This window comes from Paenibacillus sp. FSL H8-0283 (assembly GCF_045040675.1).
Lineage (GTDB): Bacteria > Bacillota > Bacilli > Paenibacillales > Paenibacillaceae > Paenibacillus > Paenibacillus amylolyticus.
In genome coordinates, this window is the sequence record NZ_CP150295.1 from 5,529,014 (window position 1) to 5,544,293 (window position 15,280).

14 protein-coding genes and 1 other annotated feature are annotated in these 15,280 nt (G+C 47.5%); all 14 genes read right to left on the bottom strand.

Annotation, left to right across the window (positions count from 1 at the left end):
* Positions 1 to 73: 73 nt before the first annotated feature.
* Entirely contained in the window at positions 74 to 934 is an 861-nt protein-coding gene (locus tag MHI52_RS24420) for a M50 family metallopeptidase (RefSeq protein ID WP_036605910.1), read from the bottom strand.
* Positions 927 to 1,778, bottom strand: a complete 852-nt coding sequence (locus MHI52_RS24425) for a M23 family metallopeptidase (RefSeq protein ID WP_076320302.1) — start codon at positions 1,776 to 1,778, stop codon at positions 927 to 929. Before MHI52_RS24425 ends, MHI52_RS24420 begins: the two co-directional genes overlap by 8 nt.
* Before the next feature lie 150 nt (positions 1,779 to 1,928).
* Positions 1,929 to 2,723: a septum site-determining protein MinD gene (gene minD / locus MHI52_RS24430; protein WP_036605908.1), complete on the bottom strand. Its 795-nt coding sequence runs from the start codon at positions 2,721 to 2,723 to the stop codon at positions 1,929 to 1,931.
* Positions 2,724 to 2,726: 3 nt separating this feature from the next.
* A complete protein-coding gene (minC, locus tag MHI52_RS24435) occupies positions 2,727 to 3,389 on the bottom strand; it encodes a septum site-determining protein MinC (protein WP_017692615.1) in 663 nt (220 codons plus the stop codon).
* A 74-nt stretch (positions 3,390 to 3,463) separates the two neighbouring features.
* On the bottom strand, positions 3,464 to 3,997 hold the full coding sequence (gene mreD / locus MHI52_RS24440) for a rod shape-determining protein MreD (protein ID WP_091037552.1): 534 nt from the start codon (positions 3,995 to 3,997) through the stop codon (positions 3,464 to 3,466).
* Positions 3,997 to 4,869, bottom strand: coding sequence for a rod shape-determining protein MreC (mreC, locus tag MHI52_RS24445; RefSeq protein ID WP_124117730.1), 873 nt, complete (start codon positions 4,867 to 4,869; stop codon positions 3,997 to 3,999). Before mreC ends, mreD begins: the two co-directional genes overlap by 1 nt.
* A gap of 185 nt (positions 4,870 to 5,054) precedes the next feature.
* Positions 5,055 to 6,089, bottom strand: coding sequence for a rod shape-determining protein (locus MHI52_RS24450; protein WP_017692612.1), 1,035 nt, complete (start codon positions 6,087 to 6,089; stop codon positions 5,055 to 5,057).
* Between the two features lie 183 nt (positions 6,090 to 6,272).
* Positions 6,273 to 6,962: a DNA repair protein RadC gene (gene radC, locus MHI52_RS24455; RefSeq protein WP_036673540.1), complete on the bottom strand. Its 690-nt coding sequence runs from the start codon at positions 6,960 to 6,962 to the stop codon at positions 6,273 to 6,275.
* Between the two features lie 37 nt (positions 6,963 to 6,999).
* On the bottom strand, positions 7,000 to 7,611 hold the full coding sequence (locus tag MHI52_RS24460; RefSeq protein ID WP_405157805.1) for a Maf family protein: 612 nt from the start codon (positions 7,609 to 7,611) through the stop codon (positions 7,000 to 7,002).
* A gap of 94 nt (positions 7,612 to 7,705) precedes the next feature.
* On the bottom strand, positions 7,706 to 7,948 hold the full coding sequence (locus MHI52_RS24465) for a DUF4321 domain-containing protein (RefSeq protein WP_047841183.1): 243 nt from the start codon (positions 7,946 to 7,948) through the stop codon (positions 7,706 to 7,708).
* Positions 7,949 to 8,093: 145 nt separating this feature from the next.
* Positions 8,094 to 9,320 (bottom strand): SPOR domain-containing protein, encoded by a 1,227-nt coding sequence (locus MHI52_RS24470; protein ID WP_164783275.1) that lies wholly within the window; start codon positions 9,318 to 9,320, stop codon positions 8,094 to 8,096.
* A gap of 116 nt (positions 9,321 to 9,436) precedes the next feature.
* Complete coding sequence (gene murC, locus MHI52_RS24475; protein WP_047841184.1) at positions 9,437 to 10,756, bottom strand: UDP-N-acetylmuramate--L-alanine ligase; 1,320 nt, start codon at positions 10,754 to 10,756, stop codon at positions 9,437 to 9,439.
* Between the two features lie 56 nt (positions 10,757 to 10,812).
* Positions 10,813 to 12,189: a folylpolyglutamate synthase/dihydrofolate synthase family protein gene (locus MHI52_RS24480; protein ID WP_036673600.1), complete on the bottom strand. Its 1,377-nt coding sequence runs from the start codon at positions 12,187 to 12,189 to the stop codon at positions 10,813 to 10,815.
* A gap of 77 nt (positions 12,190 to 12,266) precedes the next feature.
* Positions 12,267 to 14,933 carry a valine--tRNA ligase gene (locus MHI52_RS24485; RefSeq protein ID WP_127548260.1) on the bottom strand — a complete coding sequence of 889 codons (2,667 nt, stop codon included), beginning with the start codon at positions 14,931 to 14,933 and terminating at the stop codon, positions 12,267 to 12,269.
* 61 nt (positions 14,934 to 14,994) lie between these two features.
* Positions 14,995 to 15,276: a binding site (T-box leader), on the bottom strand.
* Positions 15,277 to 15,280 lie beyond the last annotated feature (4 nt).

A 15,280-nucleotide genomic window follows, 5' to 3' on the forward strand; every position in this document is an offset into this window, starting at 1 on the left:
ACATCCATTTCAGTATCTTTTCAATTCTCATTGTACATATATTAACCCATTTCAGAACAGGTCCACCAGAACACTACAATTTATTACCATTTTGTTGAAAATAGGAACCGATAATCCGTTGCTCAGGCAATACGGCCATAATTCGACCCTGTCTGTTCATCACGTATACCATATGGTATCTTTCTCTCTTTAATAGACGCAAAATAGTGTCCAAAGGTTTCGCCGGGAATGAGATTATTGGCTGCGCCAAACTGCCAGTAGCCGCGTGACGAGCAAACGCACCCTCTCGATTCATCAGAAAACGAATAAAGCGATAGGGCACATTTCGGTAATCCGTTACGTTGGAATAGAACAAAAAAAGGCCGATTAACAGAATGTTGAGCGGTAGGCCGTAGTCTCCAGTAAACCATCGGCTGATAGCATATAAAATAACCCCTACGCTACACAGAATGCTAATTCTGTAAGTCCACATTAATGTTGTATAGTAAGGTGCCCACAGACTGACAAGTGCCTGAACAACTTTACCTCCGTCCAGAGGAAGTACAGGCAGCAGATTAAATAGGGCAATGAGCAGGTTCCCCTGAATGATATAGTTGAGAAATACCGGATCGCCCAGATTGCCATACTGCAACAGCATAACCACGCCAACCATCAGGATGTTTTGTAATGGACCAGCCAGAGCAATCATGATTTCCCGGTAGGCCGTGATCGTACCTCCATCTTCGATAACCGCAACTCCTCCAAAAGGAAGCATCTGGATCGACAAGACACGATAGCCCAGAAGTGCTGCCGCCGCAGCATGTCCACATTCATGAATGAATACGATGGCAAACAACGTAATAAGTTCAATAAAATGTCCAGTCAGAAGGGAGGCCATCATGATAATTACAAAAAACGGATGAAACGTAATATGGACTCCCCACACCCTAATCAAGGGCAACAACTTCCGCCGGGTCTACGTACTCCTCCCCCTCTTTGACTGCAAAATAGAGCGTGGCCGGTTGTTCACCACCCGTAGCCTTGAGACTCCCCACTGGATTCCCCGCTTCCACCCAATCATTCACGCTCACTTCACTTTCGTTCAGCCGACCGTATATTGCCGTGACATTGCCTGTATGTTGGATGACAACTGTGAATCCACTTGCTGCATCTCCGATAACCTCCATGACACGCCCAGCATCAGAACTTGCGACCTGTATAAGTTCTGCACCTGCGGCATCCGGAACGATCTCAATTCCCTTCATGCTCAGCGCGAATGGCTGAACCACTGTGCCTGAGATCGGTTTGCCCAGTAACTGCCTTACTTTCAATCCGTTCACGGCATCCGTCGTATGTCCGAGGACCGGAAGAAACGAAGGCGTTCCTCCAAAATGCCGTTCATACCAAGCCGCTGCTGAGGCAAAATCCATATCCCGATGGAGTGCATCCGCAATTACTGTTTTGGGTGATGTCGTCCACGATGTATCCAACTGAAATAGACCCCATACTCCGCCAAATATCAAAGCGCTAATAACCGTCCGTTTGAGAAGTGACTTGAACAGGTTGAATCTCGAATGCCCCCCTGGAACGAAATGACCATTCTCTTTTTTCCACAACCATTCCGGATCTCTTTCCTGTGTCCCCTCACTAGGCGGCGTAAATGGTTTTGGGTGTATGATCTCATTCTTGTCCAACAGTGAACCTAATTTCTGCTCCTGTAAGACCTCCACAGTGGCACCATCCATCAGTCGCCGGATACGTTCTTCTCGTCTCTGCTTGATTCTGAGTTTCGTGTTCATGGAATGTCCTCCCGCCGAGGCTTGTTTACTACATCCTATGAAGAGGTGGTTGATAATATGAACAAGCCTGCCCGCAGGTAACAAAAAAAAGCCGGGCTATAAGCCACGGCTGTCATGTAATCAGATAATGAATAAGTCCATTTAAATGAGTTAACCCATTCCCAAGAACTTTTTGAAACGAGTAAAAGCACCCTTTTTCTGCTCCAGCTGCATCAATGGGACCGTATCTCCCAGAATGCGTCGTGCAATGTTGCGATACGCAATTGCCGCAAGTGAATCCGGATTCATGACCGTAGGTTCTCCTGAATTGGCCGCTTTGATGACCAGTTCATCATCAGGCACGATGCCAATCAGGTCAATATTAAGTACTTGTAAAATACCATCGATATCTAACATGTCACCCGATTTAACCATATTATTGCGAATTCGATTCACCACCAGCTTTGGTGATTGAATGTGCGAACTCTCCAGCAGGCCGATGACACGATCCGCATCACGCACTGCAGCATTTTCCGGTGTAGTGACCACGATGGCCTGATCTGCTCCTGCTACCGCATTTTTGAAACCCTGCTCTATGCCGGCTGGGCAATCAATAATGACGTATTCAAAATCTTTTTTCAATTCAAGGATAATATCCCTGACCTGTTCTGGCGACACTGAGTTTTTGTCTCTCGTCTGCGCCGCAGGCAACATGTATAATTCTTCGAAACGCTTGTCTTTGACCAAAGCCTGATTCAGACGGCAGCGGCCGTCCGCAACGTCGCACAGATCGTAAATAATACGGTTTTCGAGTCCCATCACGACATCCAAATTACGAAGGCCGATATCGGTATCTACCAGACAAACCTTTTTGCCGAGCAGCGCCAGCGCTGTCCCGATGTTTGCCGAGGTGGTTGTTTTACCCACGCCGCCTTTACCCGAAGTGATCACGATCGCCTCTCCCATGAGCTACACTCCTTTAAACACATTAAAATCTCGGCGTAACCGAACGATATTGCTCATTTTGTCTATCTGCATCTGATTGTCCTGTAAGTAAGCAAATTCCATTCCGGTCTCTCGGCTCTCCCATTCATCGGGAGGACGACTGATGATATCCGCAATCCGCAGCTGCGTCGGTGCAAATACCGAAGCGGCAATGATCGCTTCCTCGTCCCCACCAATTCCGGCATGAGCCATACCTCGGAGTGAACCCAACACATATATATCTCCGGTACACGTCACTGTGCCCCCCGGATTGATATCCCCAAGAAACAGGAGATTTCCTTCATGATGAAGCACCTGACCTGAACGCACCATACCACACATGGTTACAATTGGCGGTGGTCCTTTAACCTCCGGTTGGAGTGCAGGTGAGTCGATGGATCGAATAAGCAAATTCCCTTTTTGCTTCAATATATCGAGGATTGCTTCTTTCTGGTCCTCTGTCACTTCGCGGGCACCCAACTTGATATCCACATGAACAATCGGTCCGGTCAAAATATTTTGATGGCTGTGTTCCAGCTTATAGCGGAGCTCATAGAGCAATTCCTCGAATTCACATTGATCGTCCAACAGGAAAACCAGGCCGTCTCGGATGCCTTTAATCGTTACGTGATTCGATTTTACCGTCATAAGCCTGTCCCTCCCATCTCATTACATTTCGTGCCCGGGGCCCCAAGTTCCTGCTTTGCGCTCCATAAATGTATTTAGGAAGCTTCTTCTGTCTTGCTCCGTCTCTTGCCGATCCGCTCCAGTTGTTTCCGAAGCGGGACATAAATGATCAAGGCAAACACAAAATGAATGAACAAATTAGGAATCATGTATTCAATCAACGCCCAGTCAAAGGTCACGTGGTTAAGTTGGAAGAGCTTGTACAGGAAAAATAGCATGGTGTCATTAAGCAGACTTCCCAAAATGACAACCGATACCATAACCGGCAGTGGCGCACGCGGTGCTTGAAAAATGAGTCCCATCATATATGCCGATAATCCCATCGAGAATCCATAAGGTCCAATCATCTCGCCGTAGAATACAACGTCATGCAATAGTCCAAAAAATATACCGAGTACTAGTGCCGTGTGACGATGATGATATACAGCGATAAACAAAATTACGATATAGACCAGATTGGCAGAAATACGCATGTGCCAGCCAGAAGGGATGAGCAGCGGCAAAATAGTACCTTCCGCAATGAACAAAACGAATAGTAACAGGAACAAAACTTGCTTGCGCGTTACCATTATTCTTTTACCTCAGGCGGGATAATGACAATCAGCTCTTTCCAGTCAAGGAAACTTGCATATGGCTCAATTGTAGCTGTTTTCGTTAAACCATACTCACTTTTCTCGACACTCTTCACTTTACCAATCCGCATGTACTTCGGAAAATTGTTAATAATTCCGGAGGAGATGATCTCATCATCCTTTTGGATATTAGAATCTTCTGAGATTTTGGTCATCTTGAGCATGCCCGTCTTCGGATCGTAGCTCTCAATCATACCAAATACTTTCTCCTTACCTACTGCCGTTGCTGCAATGGCATTGGATGTCGGATCATTGGCGTCCATGGACGTTAACAGATTAACCGTTGATGTATATGAGCTGACATGACTGATCACGCCGACCAGCCCTTCCTGGGAGGTAACGGCCATCCCCGGCTTGATTCCCGCATTTTCACCGATATCAATGTTAATGGTTCTGCTGTTTGGATCCGAATTAGCACTGATAACCTGAGCAATTCGTGAACCGTAATTATAGCGATTCTTCTGTTCTTCTGTGAAATTGAGCGCTTTCTGAAGTTGCTCATTCACTTGCTCCATATCATTGTACTTCAGCCGATCCCGGGTATAGTGACCCATCGCGATGCGAAGCTCTTCATTCTCATCATATACCGTACGCATGTTCGCTACATCTTTGAAAAAGCCCGCTACATAGGAAGCGGGCTTGTAAAATACGTATTGTACAAATCCAACTGAATCCTTCAGGAATTTCTCCGGCCAGGATAGAGTGGTTCGCGGACTGAGCGTAAAGCCCATTAACGCGATAAATGTAACAAGGCCCACCAGCAAAACAAAAAGTCTTTTGTTGCCTAGCAGTTTAAACAGTTCGAACACCCTCTAACATCCATATTCTCTTCCGAGCCATGCCCGGCGGGGAGACTGTCAGACCTGTAGTCCCTGCGAGAATATCAGCCGATCCTCCCCTGTTAAGCGGGTAATAGCTCATCCCCGGGGTTAACCGGGTCCTCTATAAAGATATCTTGCCACTTGGTCGCTATGCCAAGTTAGGGAAATACCAATTAACGTTTGGAACGAACTGCCGAACTGCTTCTGCTTTTGAACAAATGAATATTCTCAAGCGCTTTACCTGTTCCGATTGCTACACAATCCAGCGGGTTCTCAGCCACAATGACAGGCATTCCTGTCTCACCAGCGAGAAGCTTGTCCAGGTTGCGAAGCAAAGCCCCACCACCTGTAAGAACGATACCCCGATCCATGATATCGGCAGCAAGTTCAGGCGGGCATTTTTCCAGTGTTACTTTTACCGCTTCAACAATTGCATTCACGGTATCAGCCAGCGCTTCACTGATCTCGTCCGAAGTAATCGTAATGGTCTTCGGCAGACCTGTTACAAGGTCACGTCCACGAATTTCCATCGTTTCTACTTGTTCCAATGGCATAGCCGATCCGATGTCCATCTTCAATTGCTCCGATGTACGCTCACCGATCATCAGATTGTATTGGCGTTTGATGTACTGGATAACGGATTCATCCATCTCGTCACCTGCTACACGAACCGAACGGCTCGTTACAATACCACCAAGAGAGATAACAGCCACTTCCGTTGTACCGCCACCAATATCGACAACCATACTACCCGTTGGTTCCCATACAGGCAGATCTGCACCGATTGCAGCAGCAAAAGGCTCTTCAATCGTATAGGCTTCACGTGCTCCAGCCTGTTTGGTTGCATCTTCAACCGCACGTTGTTCTACTGCTGTGATCCCGGATGGTACACATACCATCACGTTTGGATGACGCTGGAACATGGAGCGCTGTTTCTGCGCCTCACGGATGAAATATTTGATCATCGTTGCTGTTGTATCAAAATCGGCAATAACGCCATCTTTCATTGGACGAATGGCACGAATGTTACCTGGTGTACGTCCAATCATTTTTTTGGCGGCTTCACCTACTGCCTCGATGCTATTTGTATCTGTCCGTATAGCGACAACCGAAGGTTCTCGCACCACAATTCCTTTTCCTCGTACATAAACCAACGTATTTGCTGTCCCCAAGTCAATACCCAAATCTTTCGTAAAACCACCAAACATAACATAATCTCCTTTTCTGCCTCATATAGCCGCTCCATTCTGATCCAGAGCGTAATAATTTTATTCCCACGCAATACGTGGAGCTAATATTCGCATTTGTTTTTTTGCATTTGTAAAGTGAACCTATCTTTTACGGACAACGCCGTTAACATTCATAGGAAAACATCAACGCCAACCATTATATTATACTAAGCCCTTCTCCTTCAAACTTACGTACGTTCCATCTCCGATAATAATATGATCAAGCACATCAATGCCAACAATAGCGCCTGCTTCAATCAGTCTCTTGGTTATTTGGATATCCTCCGGACTGGGCGTAGGATCACCACTCGGATGGTTGTGTGCGCACACAATCGATGCGCTGCTACATTTGATGGCAGCCCGGAACACTTCACGTGGATGTACAATCGAAGCGTTAAGGCTGCCCATGGAGAGTGTTTCCTGGGCAATAATATGATTTTTGCTATTCAGAAAGAGACACACAAAATGTTCTTTTTGCAAGTAACGCAATTGTTCCATCAGGATATCAGCTGCATCACGCGGTGTACGAATTGAAGTCGACTGTGTGAGTCTGCTCTTGGCAATCCGATGACCCAGCTCAATGCCAGCTTTCAATTGCACAGCCTTGGCATTGCCGATCCCTTTCATCGCGGTCAGTTCTTCCAGACTCAAATCCATCAACGAGCGAATGCCACCCGCTTCGGCCAGAATCCGCTGTGCCATATGCACCGCGGATTCCTGTCTTGTGCCTGTTCGAAGTAAAATTGCCAGCAATTCAGCATGGCTTAAGGCGCCCGCCCCGTATTCCATCATGCGTTCTCTCGGGCGTTCTTCCTGGGGGATGTCGCGCATCATGTATTGAGGCGACTCCATATGTTCCCTCTTTTCATTTCACAACATTTGGCTTCATTCATGTTCGTGGCAACACATGTACGCCGAACCCGTCCAACATATCACTTAGCAAAGATAGCGGCAAGCCAACCACATTAAAATAACATCCTTCAATGCGGTCGATCAGTGAAGCACCAATGCCCTGAATGGCATATGATCCCGCCTTATCTGAAGGCTCACCTGTCTGCACATAAGCACGGATGGTCGCATCCGACAGCTCTTTCATCGTTACATCGGTCTGGCGGTAATGAACTAACGACTGTCCATTGCCCGCATCAATACAAGCGACACCCGTGAACACCCGATGTACGCGGCCCTGCAGCCTTGATAACATACGTTCAGCATCCGCTTCGTCTAAGGGTTTGCCTAGAATCTCACCATCCAGAACAACAACGGTGTCACTACCAACAATAATGGCTTCCTGCTCGCGGCCTTCAAGCCCACGATACACGGCAAGCGCCTTGCGCAAAGCAAGTTCCTGTACCGTCTGTTCAGGTGTCCACTCTGGTGGTGTATCTTCATTGGCATGACTTGGTACTACATCAAACGCTAGGTGGAGTGATGCGATCAGTTCTTTGCGCCGAGGCGATGTGGAGGCCAGAATAATAGGGCGCTGTTGTGTGTTATCCAAAATGAACGGCTCCTTATGCCACGGCAACATCCTGTCCGAATCACGATAATAGATGTCACTGGTTTAATTTTTTTCGTCATAACTCGTCATTCTCCTACAGTCTGCGATAAAGCCACACAGCGGCAATCATACCGATCAGACTCAGAAGGCTCATTTGAAATTGAAGTGAAATATCATAACTGATAATATCCAGATCAGCCTGTGGCGACCAACGTATGGTCGTGGCTTTCGTAAGAAAGGCTACTGCCTTTACAGGCTGCAGTGCCTTGGCGATCCACGCTCCGGCCATCCAGCCGAGCAGCAGAAACAGCAATAACATGCCGAAGTTTTTTTTCATCGGTAATCTTCCCTCGCCATTTTTTGACACCCACATTATTATACGGGGTTTTGTACGTCAATACAAACACAAATCCGGCAAGGGGAACTATTTCCAGTTCCTTGCCGGATGGGTATTTCCAAGCGTTGTTATGGGAAAGAGCATGTTACTGCTTTATCGCTTCGAGCCATTTTTTCTGCTGTAGTACATATTCCATCAGATCGGACTGCACGGACCACATGTGTACATCATCCGGGTTTTTGTTGTACTCCGCTATAGCCGTAATTGCACTGTTCATTGATTTCTCCATTCCACCAATAATAGGTTGTACATCTGCGGTCAGGCCAGGTGTAAGACTATTCAATCCCGTCAGCCATGACTCGTGCTTATTTTGAATCGCGGTCATCGTTTCTGTAGAAACTGCTGCCGGAACAGACTGTCCCAGCTGCTGAATGGACAAGGTAGATAATTGTTCCACCAGTGCAGAACTGTTTGTGAAGAAAAGCTGCACATCCTCTTGTTTGCCACCGAATATAGCCGGATTGATCTCAGGGTTCACAATCTCCTTGACATACAGTTCAACTCCCTGGGCTTTTAGCCTGGAGCTAAGTAGCTTGGCCTCTTCACGATCAGCCGAAATGCCTGCATATACTCGATTGCCGTCTTCAGGATCAGAACCTGCGGCTATACCTGCCTGAGCGAGCTCAAGCTTGGCCTGCTCAGCACGTTCAGGAGAACTGAATACACCGTATTGAAGTGCATAATACGTGCTGCCAGTCGTAGCTGTCTGAAGTTGCTGTTCTGTACCTGCAGTCCCCTCCTGACCCGTCACAGTAGAAACTGCCTGATTGACGGGCAGAAGATCGCCTGGCTTCGCGGCTCCTTCTTTATTAAAAAACGAAAGAATAACCATACCAAAAAGCGCTCCGGTAACAAGTGCCCCAGTGACAGAACCAATCATTTTCCATCCCCTTGGAGGGCGATTGCGTTTATAGGAATAGTTCTCCGAATCTGCAAGCCAGTCGTGGCCTTGATCATCATGGATATTGGGCAGATCACGACGCTCTTCCTCCGGATTATCGGTGTGATTAACATAACCGTAACCGGAACGGTTCCCAAAATAATGGGCCTCATCCAAGTTCAAGTTCGAATCATGACTCACCCGTTCGTCAGGTTCAGGTACAGTAGAGCTTGTCAGCACCGTCTCTCCCCAGTCTCCGGGGATATCCTCAGGCGTCCATGATGGGGTTGTATCCATCTTAGGCGTTAGCGGTTGATTATGCGGTAATTCTTCACTTAACGTCACCAATGGACTGGACGCAGATATCCTCTTGTTTTCAGGCTTGTCCGACTCATGATCCCCGAAGCGAAACGTCATTCTAGCATTGCTCACCCGTACCCTCTCCTTTGTCCCATTTATATAAGCTATATGCAGAGACTGGAGAATACATTCCATATAACGCAAAAAACGCCTGCTTCGTATCGAAGACAGGCGATTTCTCAATTGATCTATTTCAAACCTTTGGCAAGTGTATCGCCGACTTTCCAAATATCACCTGCGCCCATCGTAATCACAAGATCTCCTGGCTGCAGACGATGTTGCAGATCAGCTACCACTTCTTCTTTTGTAGGAAGGTAACGTGCAGAAGCATTACTGTTTTGAACGATCAGTTCAACCAGTCGGGCTGAGGTTACCCCTTCGATCTGTTTTTCGCCCGCAGGAGAATAGATGTCCGTAATAAGCACCTCATCCGCTTCCGCGAAAGCACGACTGAACGCATCCAGCAGGAAGAACGTCCGCGTATAACGCTGTGGCTGGAATACCGCAATAATGCGTTTGCCCGTTGCTTTGGCGGCACTAATTGTAGCTTCAATCTCAGTCGGGTGATGAGCATAATCATCGATGATCAGCATATCGCGCGCCTCGCCCAATACCTGGAATCTGCGTTTGGCTCCATGGAACTGGATGATAGCTGCCACAATCTTCTCAAATGGAATGCCTGCTTCCAGACAGGTAATCACAGTAGCCATCGCATTATAAACGTTATGCTTACCCGGCACTGATAATTCCACCGTGCCCATAGCAGCACCCTGATGATTCATCGTAAAGGAGATACGGCGATCGCCCAATACAATATCCGTTGCCGTATAATCTGCAGCACGATCAATACCATAGGTTGTAATCCGTGACTTGAGTTCTGGCAAAATCGCTTGAACATTCTCGTCGTCAGAACACACAATCGCTGTTCCTTCCGGACGAATCTGGCTCAGGAACTGCACATAAGCCCTTTTGAGCTCCTCAAAATCACTGTTGTAATTCTCCAGATGATCTGCCTCAATATTGGTTACAATACCGAGCCATGGATGGTACTGCAAAAATGAACCATCGCTCTCGTCCGCTTCAGCGACTACCCAGTCGCCTTGACCGGCCTTCGCGTTGGTACCCACATTCATGATTTCTCCGCCAATAATGTATGTCGGATCTGTATCACATTTATCCATAACAAGTGCAATCATGGATGAAGTGGTTGTTTTACCATGAGCCCCAGCTACAGCCACACCTTTACGTTCGTTCAACAAACGTGCAAGCATCTGGGAACGATGCAGAATCGGAATGTTCAGCTCTGCAGCTGCTACCCGTTCCACATTATCAGCAGGCGCTGCTGTAGAGTAGACAACAAGATCTGCTCCAGTGACGTGCTCTGCCGTATGTCCAATATATATTTTCGCTCCCTTGGCTGCCAACTTCTCGGTCAACTCCTGTGAAGCGACATCCGATCCGGTAACGGTGTATCCCATTTCCAACATAACTCTTGCGATGGCACTCATGCCATATCCGCCAATCCCTATAAAATGAACGTGTTCCGATGTATTTAACAAAACTTTCACCAACCTTTTTCAGAATCGGTTTGATGCAAAAGGGCTGCCCGCACATCCGCAATCAGGTACAGTGTGCCGGAGACCACCCCCAGATCTTCCGCTTCCGTCCGTGACTTCAATAGATCAAGTGCCTTTGCCCATTCGGGCTCGACGATGATTTCCAGTTCCTGCTTCGCAATGGCGGGACGTACCCGTTCGACAATCTGCAGCAATTCGGCTGCATCCATTTTGCGTCGGAAATCTGGCTCGGTCAGGATCAGCGTATCCACTAGTGGCAGTATATGCTGCAAATACGCTTCGTGATGCTTATTTGCCAACATACCCATCATCAAAATTAACTTGTTGTGCGGATAGACATCCATAATGCTCTTGGCCAGTGACTCTGCCCCTTCCGGATTATGTGCTCCATCAAGCACAATTCGGGGTTCATCGACGACTTTTTCGAATCTTCCTGCCCAGAAAGCATTCTCCAGTCCAAGTGCAATATCGTTGTCATCCAGCATAAATGCCATGTATTGTCTAAGCAATTCAAGCACCATAAGTGCGGCCGCTGCATTGTCACATTGATGTGAACCCTGCATGCGTATGCGAACGTCCAGATCACGGAACGGGCCTGTAAAATGAAAAGATTGTCCGTTCTCATTGCTGTCCAGTCTATGATATGAGAATTGATCTCCAGCCAAATACACGCTTGATTGAAGCTGCTGTGCTTTCTCCTGAATCACCTTCACAGCTTCGGGTTGAGTCGCGCAAGTCACAACGGGTACTCCCGGCTTGATAATACCTGCCTTTTCTCCAGCAATCTGCTCAATCGTATCTCCAAGCACATCCGTATGATCCATACCAATGTTGGTGATGACGGACACAACAGGTGCGACAATATTCGTTACGTCCATCCTTCCCCCTAGCCCCGTCTCCCATACCACAACGTCAGGGTAACACTCCTCTGCATAGTACAGAAGCGCCAGAGCCGTGGACACCTCAAACATTGTGGGTGATCCAAGCGGAGTGGAGGCCATTTCCATGACCAGTGGATGTAATCGGTTCGAGAGCTTAAGCAGGATTTCTTCAGGAATATCCTCACCGTTGTATTGAAAACGGTTTGTAAACTTGGTGATATAAGGCGACGTAAAGGTACCCACATCATATCCAGCCTGAAGAAGCACTGACGTCAAAAAAGCGCAAGTCGAACCTTTGCCGTTCGTTCCCGCGACATGAATAAATTTGAGACGTTGGTGTGGATTGCCTAACATGGACATCAGACTCTCGATTCGTTCCAATCCAGGTCGGATGCCAAAAGGAATAAGGCCATTGATCCAGTCCACGGCCTCGTTGTACGTAAGTAAAGGAGCTGCTGCATCTGTCCCGTCTAATTCCGTCATCTGATTCACCTTCGGTCCCGAGTTTGAGTGAAAAAGCGGCCGGATGGCATAATGGCTCTCCATCCGACCCACATATATTAACCTTTAAGTTCCTTGATTCGTGCAATCACTTTATCCCGTTTATCGGAATAATCTGCTTGCTTGGCGCGCTCTTCCTCAATAACTTTGGCAGGAGCTTTGGCTACAAAGCCTTCGTTCGCCAGCTTTTTCTCTACACGGAGAACTTCGCCCTCAAGGTTCTCCAACTCTTTCTCCAAACGTGCCACTTCCTGCTCGATATCAATAAGACCTGCGAGCGGCAAGTATAGTTCTGCCCCCGTAATGATCGCAGTCATTGCCTTATCCGGTGAGTTTAAATCCAGCCCACTATCGAACTCGGACGTATTACAGAAACGTTTGATGTAGTGACTGTTACGCTCAATGATGCTGGACGTCTCAGGACTGTTTGCTTTGACCATCAACTCGATCTTTTTGCTCATCGGCACGTTAACTTCTGCACGAATGTTTCGAACTGCACGAATGGTATCCATGAGCAGGTTCATCTCGGCAACAGCCTCTGGGTTCTCAAGAGCAGGATCATATACCGGCCATGATGCCAGCGTAATCGTCTCACCTTCATGCGGCAGATGCTGCCAGATCTCTTCCGAGATGTATGGCATAAACGGATGAATCAGGCGCATGGTCTGATCCAGCACATAAGCAAGCACGGATTGCGTTTTCTTCTTGGCAACCGGATCTTCCCCATAGAAGGACAGCTTAGCAAACTCGATGTACCAGTCACACAGGTCATCCCAGATAAAGTTATATAACACACGACCCGTTTCCCCAAATTCATACGCTTCGATTAGACGCGTAATATCGCGGGAAGTTTCGTTAAGACGGTGCAAAATCCAATAATCCGCTGTACCGAGCTCTCCGCTGATGTCACGTTCCTCATAGGTGAATCCTTCCAGATTCATCAATGCAAAGCGCGAAGCATTCCAGATCTTGTTGGCGAAATTACGAGCCTGTTCCACCCGTTCCCAACGGAAACGCAGATCCTGACCTGGCGTGCTGCTGGTTGAGATCATGTAACGCATTGCATCTGCGCCGTATTTCTCAATCACATCCAGCGGATCTACACCGTTACCCAGTGATTTGGACATTTTACGTCCATCTGCATCACGGACAAGACCATGCATCAGCACATCCTTGAACGGAATCTCATCGGTGAATTCCAATGCAGTGAAAATCATACGTGCAACCCAGAAATATATGATGTCATACCCTGTCACAAGTACACTTGTCGGATAATAACGTTTCAGGTCTTCCGTATCTTCCGGCCAGCCTAGTGTGGAGAATGGCCATAAGCCGGAGCTAAACCAAGTATCGAGTACGTCTTCGTCCTGTCTGAGCTTGCGTCCAGCATACTCTGGCAGCGTTGTTGGATCTTCAGCAGATACGATGATTTCACCCGTTTCTTCATCATACCAGGCAGGAATACGATGTCCCCACCACAGTTGACGGGAAATACACCAGTCACGAACGTTCTCGATCCAGTTCAGATAGGTTTTCTCAAAACGATCTGGAACAAAATTAACCCCTTCGCCGCTCTGTTGTTTCTTAATCGCTCTCTCTGCAAGTGGCTTCATCTCAACGAACCACTGTGTAGACAGATACGGCTCAACAACAGCTCCGGTACGTTCACTGTGTCCAACCTGATGCGTGTGATCCTCAATGTTGATCAATACGCCCTGCTCTTTCAAGTCAGCAACAATCTGCTTGCGGCAGTCACTGCGATCCAGTCCCTGATACTTGCCTGCCTCAGCATTCATTGTGCCGCTCTCATCCATTACCGTAATCTGAGGCAGATCATGACGAAGACCTACTTCAAAGTCATTTGGATCATGCGCAGGTGTGATTTTAACTGCACCACTTCCAAACTCTTTATCCACATAATCATCAGCGATAATTGGAATTTCGCGTCCAATGATAGGCAGTACAAGTACTTTACCAATCATATCTGCATAACGCTCATCCTTCGGATGAACAGCAACCGCTGTATCACCCAGCATCGTTTCAGGACGCGTTGTTGCCACTGTAACGTAGCCACTTCCGTCTTTGAGCGGGTACCGCAGATGGTACAGGTGACCCTGAACCTCTTTATATTCAACCTCAATGTCGGACAGAGCTGTCCGGTTCACCGGGTCCCAGTTAATGATACGTTTGCCTCGGTAAATAAGGCCTTTTTCATACAGTTGAACAAATACTTTACGAACCGCTTGGGACAGACCTTCATCCAGCGTAAAACGTTCACGTGAGTAATCAAGCGACAATCCCATTTTGCCCCATTGCTGACGAATGGTAGTGGCATATTGATCTTTCCAGTCCCATACCTTCTCCAGAAACTTCTCACGTCCCAGATCATAACGAGTCAGACCTTCTTCACGCAGCTTCTGCTCCACTTTGGTTTGGGTAGCAATACCTGCATGGTCGGAACCCGGAAGCCACAGTGCGTCATAACCTTGCATCCGTTTGGTGCGGATCAGAATATCCTGCAGTGTAAAATCAAGCGCATGCCCAATGTGCAGCATCCCGGTCACATTTGGGGGTGGAATTACAATCGTATACGGCTCGGCATCTTTACGTTGACCGGCTTTGAAATATCCACGCTCCATCCAGGTGGAGTACCATTTATCCTCTGCCGCCTTAGGATCGTAAGTGGTCGGCATTTCTGTTGCAGCTGATTTTTTTTCCTCAGACATGTGTCATTCCTCCGTTACTTCATCATCTTCGCCAAAAAAAACAAAAAAAACCTTTCATCCATCAAAGGACGAAAGGTTAGCTTTCGCGGTACCACCTTTGTTTCACGCCTACAGCAAGATAGACTTCACCCTCTGTACATGACGTGACACTTCAAGCAGATAACGGCTGCTACCGGCCCATCCTACCTCAGTAATAAATGACGATAGATCTCATTCATCCCTTGTATTCAAACAGGCAACTCCCGGGCGACTTCGATCAGTTGGTTCCTGCGGAATCTCACAGCGCTGCAATTCCACTCTCTGAAAGGTCATACTGTCTACTACTCCCGTTCCACGTTGTTCTTCAA

Bases quoted from the DNA above. Each gene is read 5' to 3' on its own strand.
- radC (WP_036673540.1), bottom strand. From the start codon at position 6,962: ATGGAGTCGCCTCAATACATGATGCGCGACATCCCCCAGGAAGAACGC.
- MHI52_RS24425 (WP_076320302.1), bottom strand. From the start codon at position 1,778: ATGAACACGAAACTCAGAATCAAGCAGAGACGAGAAGAACGTATCCGG.
- MHI52_RS24465 (WP_047841183.1), bottom strand. From the start codon at position 7,948: ATGAAAAAAAACTTCGGCATGTTATTGCTGTTTCTGCTGCTCGGCTGG.
- mreD (WP_091037552.1), bottom strand. From the start codon at position 3,997: ATGGTAACGCGCAAGCAAGTTTTGTTCCTGTTACTATTCGTTTTGTTC.
- minD (WP_036605908.1), bottom strand. From the start codon at position 2,723: ATGGGAGAGGCGATCGTGATCACTTCGGGTAAAGGCGGCGTGGGTAAA.
- MHI52_RS24450 (WP_017692612.1), bottom strand. From the start codon at position 6,089: ATGTTTGGTGGTTTTACGAAAGATTTGGGTATTGACTTGGGGACAGCA.
- MHI52_RS24485 (WP_127548260.1), bottom strand. From the start codon at position 14,933: ATGTCTGAGGAAAAAAAATCAGCTGCAACAGAAATGCCGACCACTTAC.
- minC (WP_017692615.1), bottom strand. From the start codon at position 3,389: ATGACGGTAAAATCGAATCACGTAACGATTAAAGGCATCCGAGACGGC.
- murC (WP_047841184.1), bottom strand. From the start codon at position 10,756: ATGAGTGCCATCGCAAGAGTTATGTTGGAAATGGGATACACCGTTACC.
- MHI52_RS24480 (WP_036673600.1), bottom strand. From the start codon at position 12,189: ATGACGGAATTAGACGGGACAGATGCAGCAGCTCCTTTACTTACGTAC.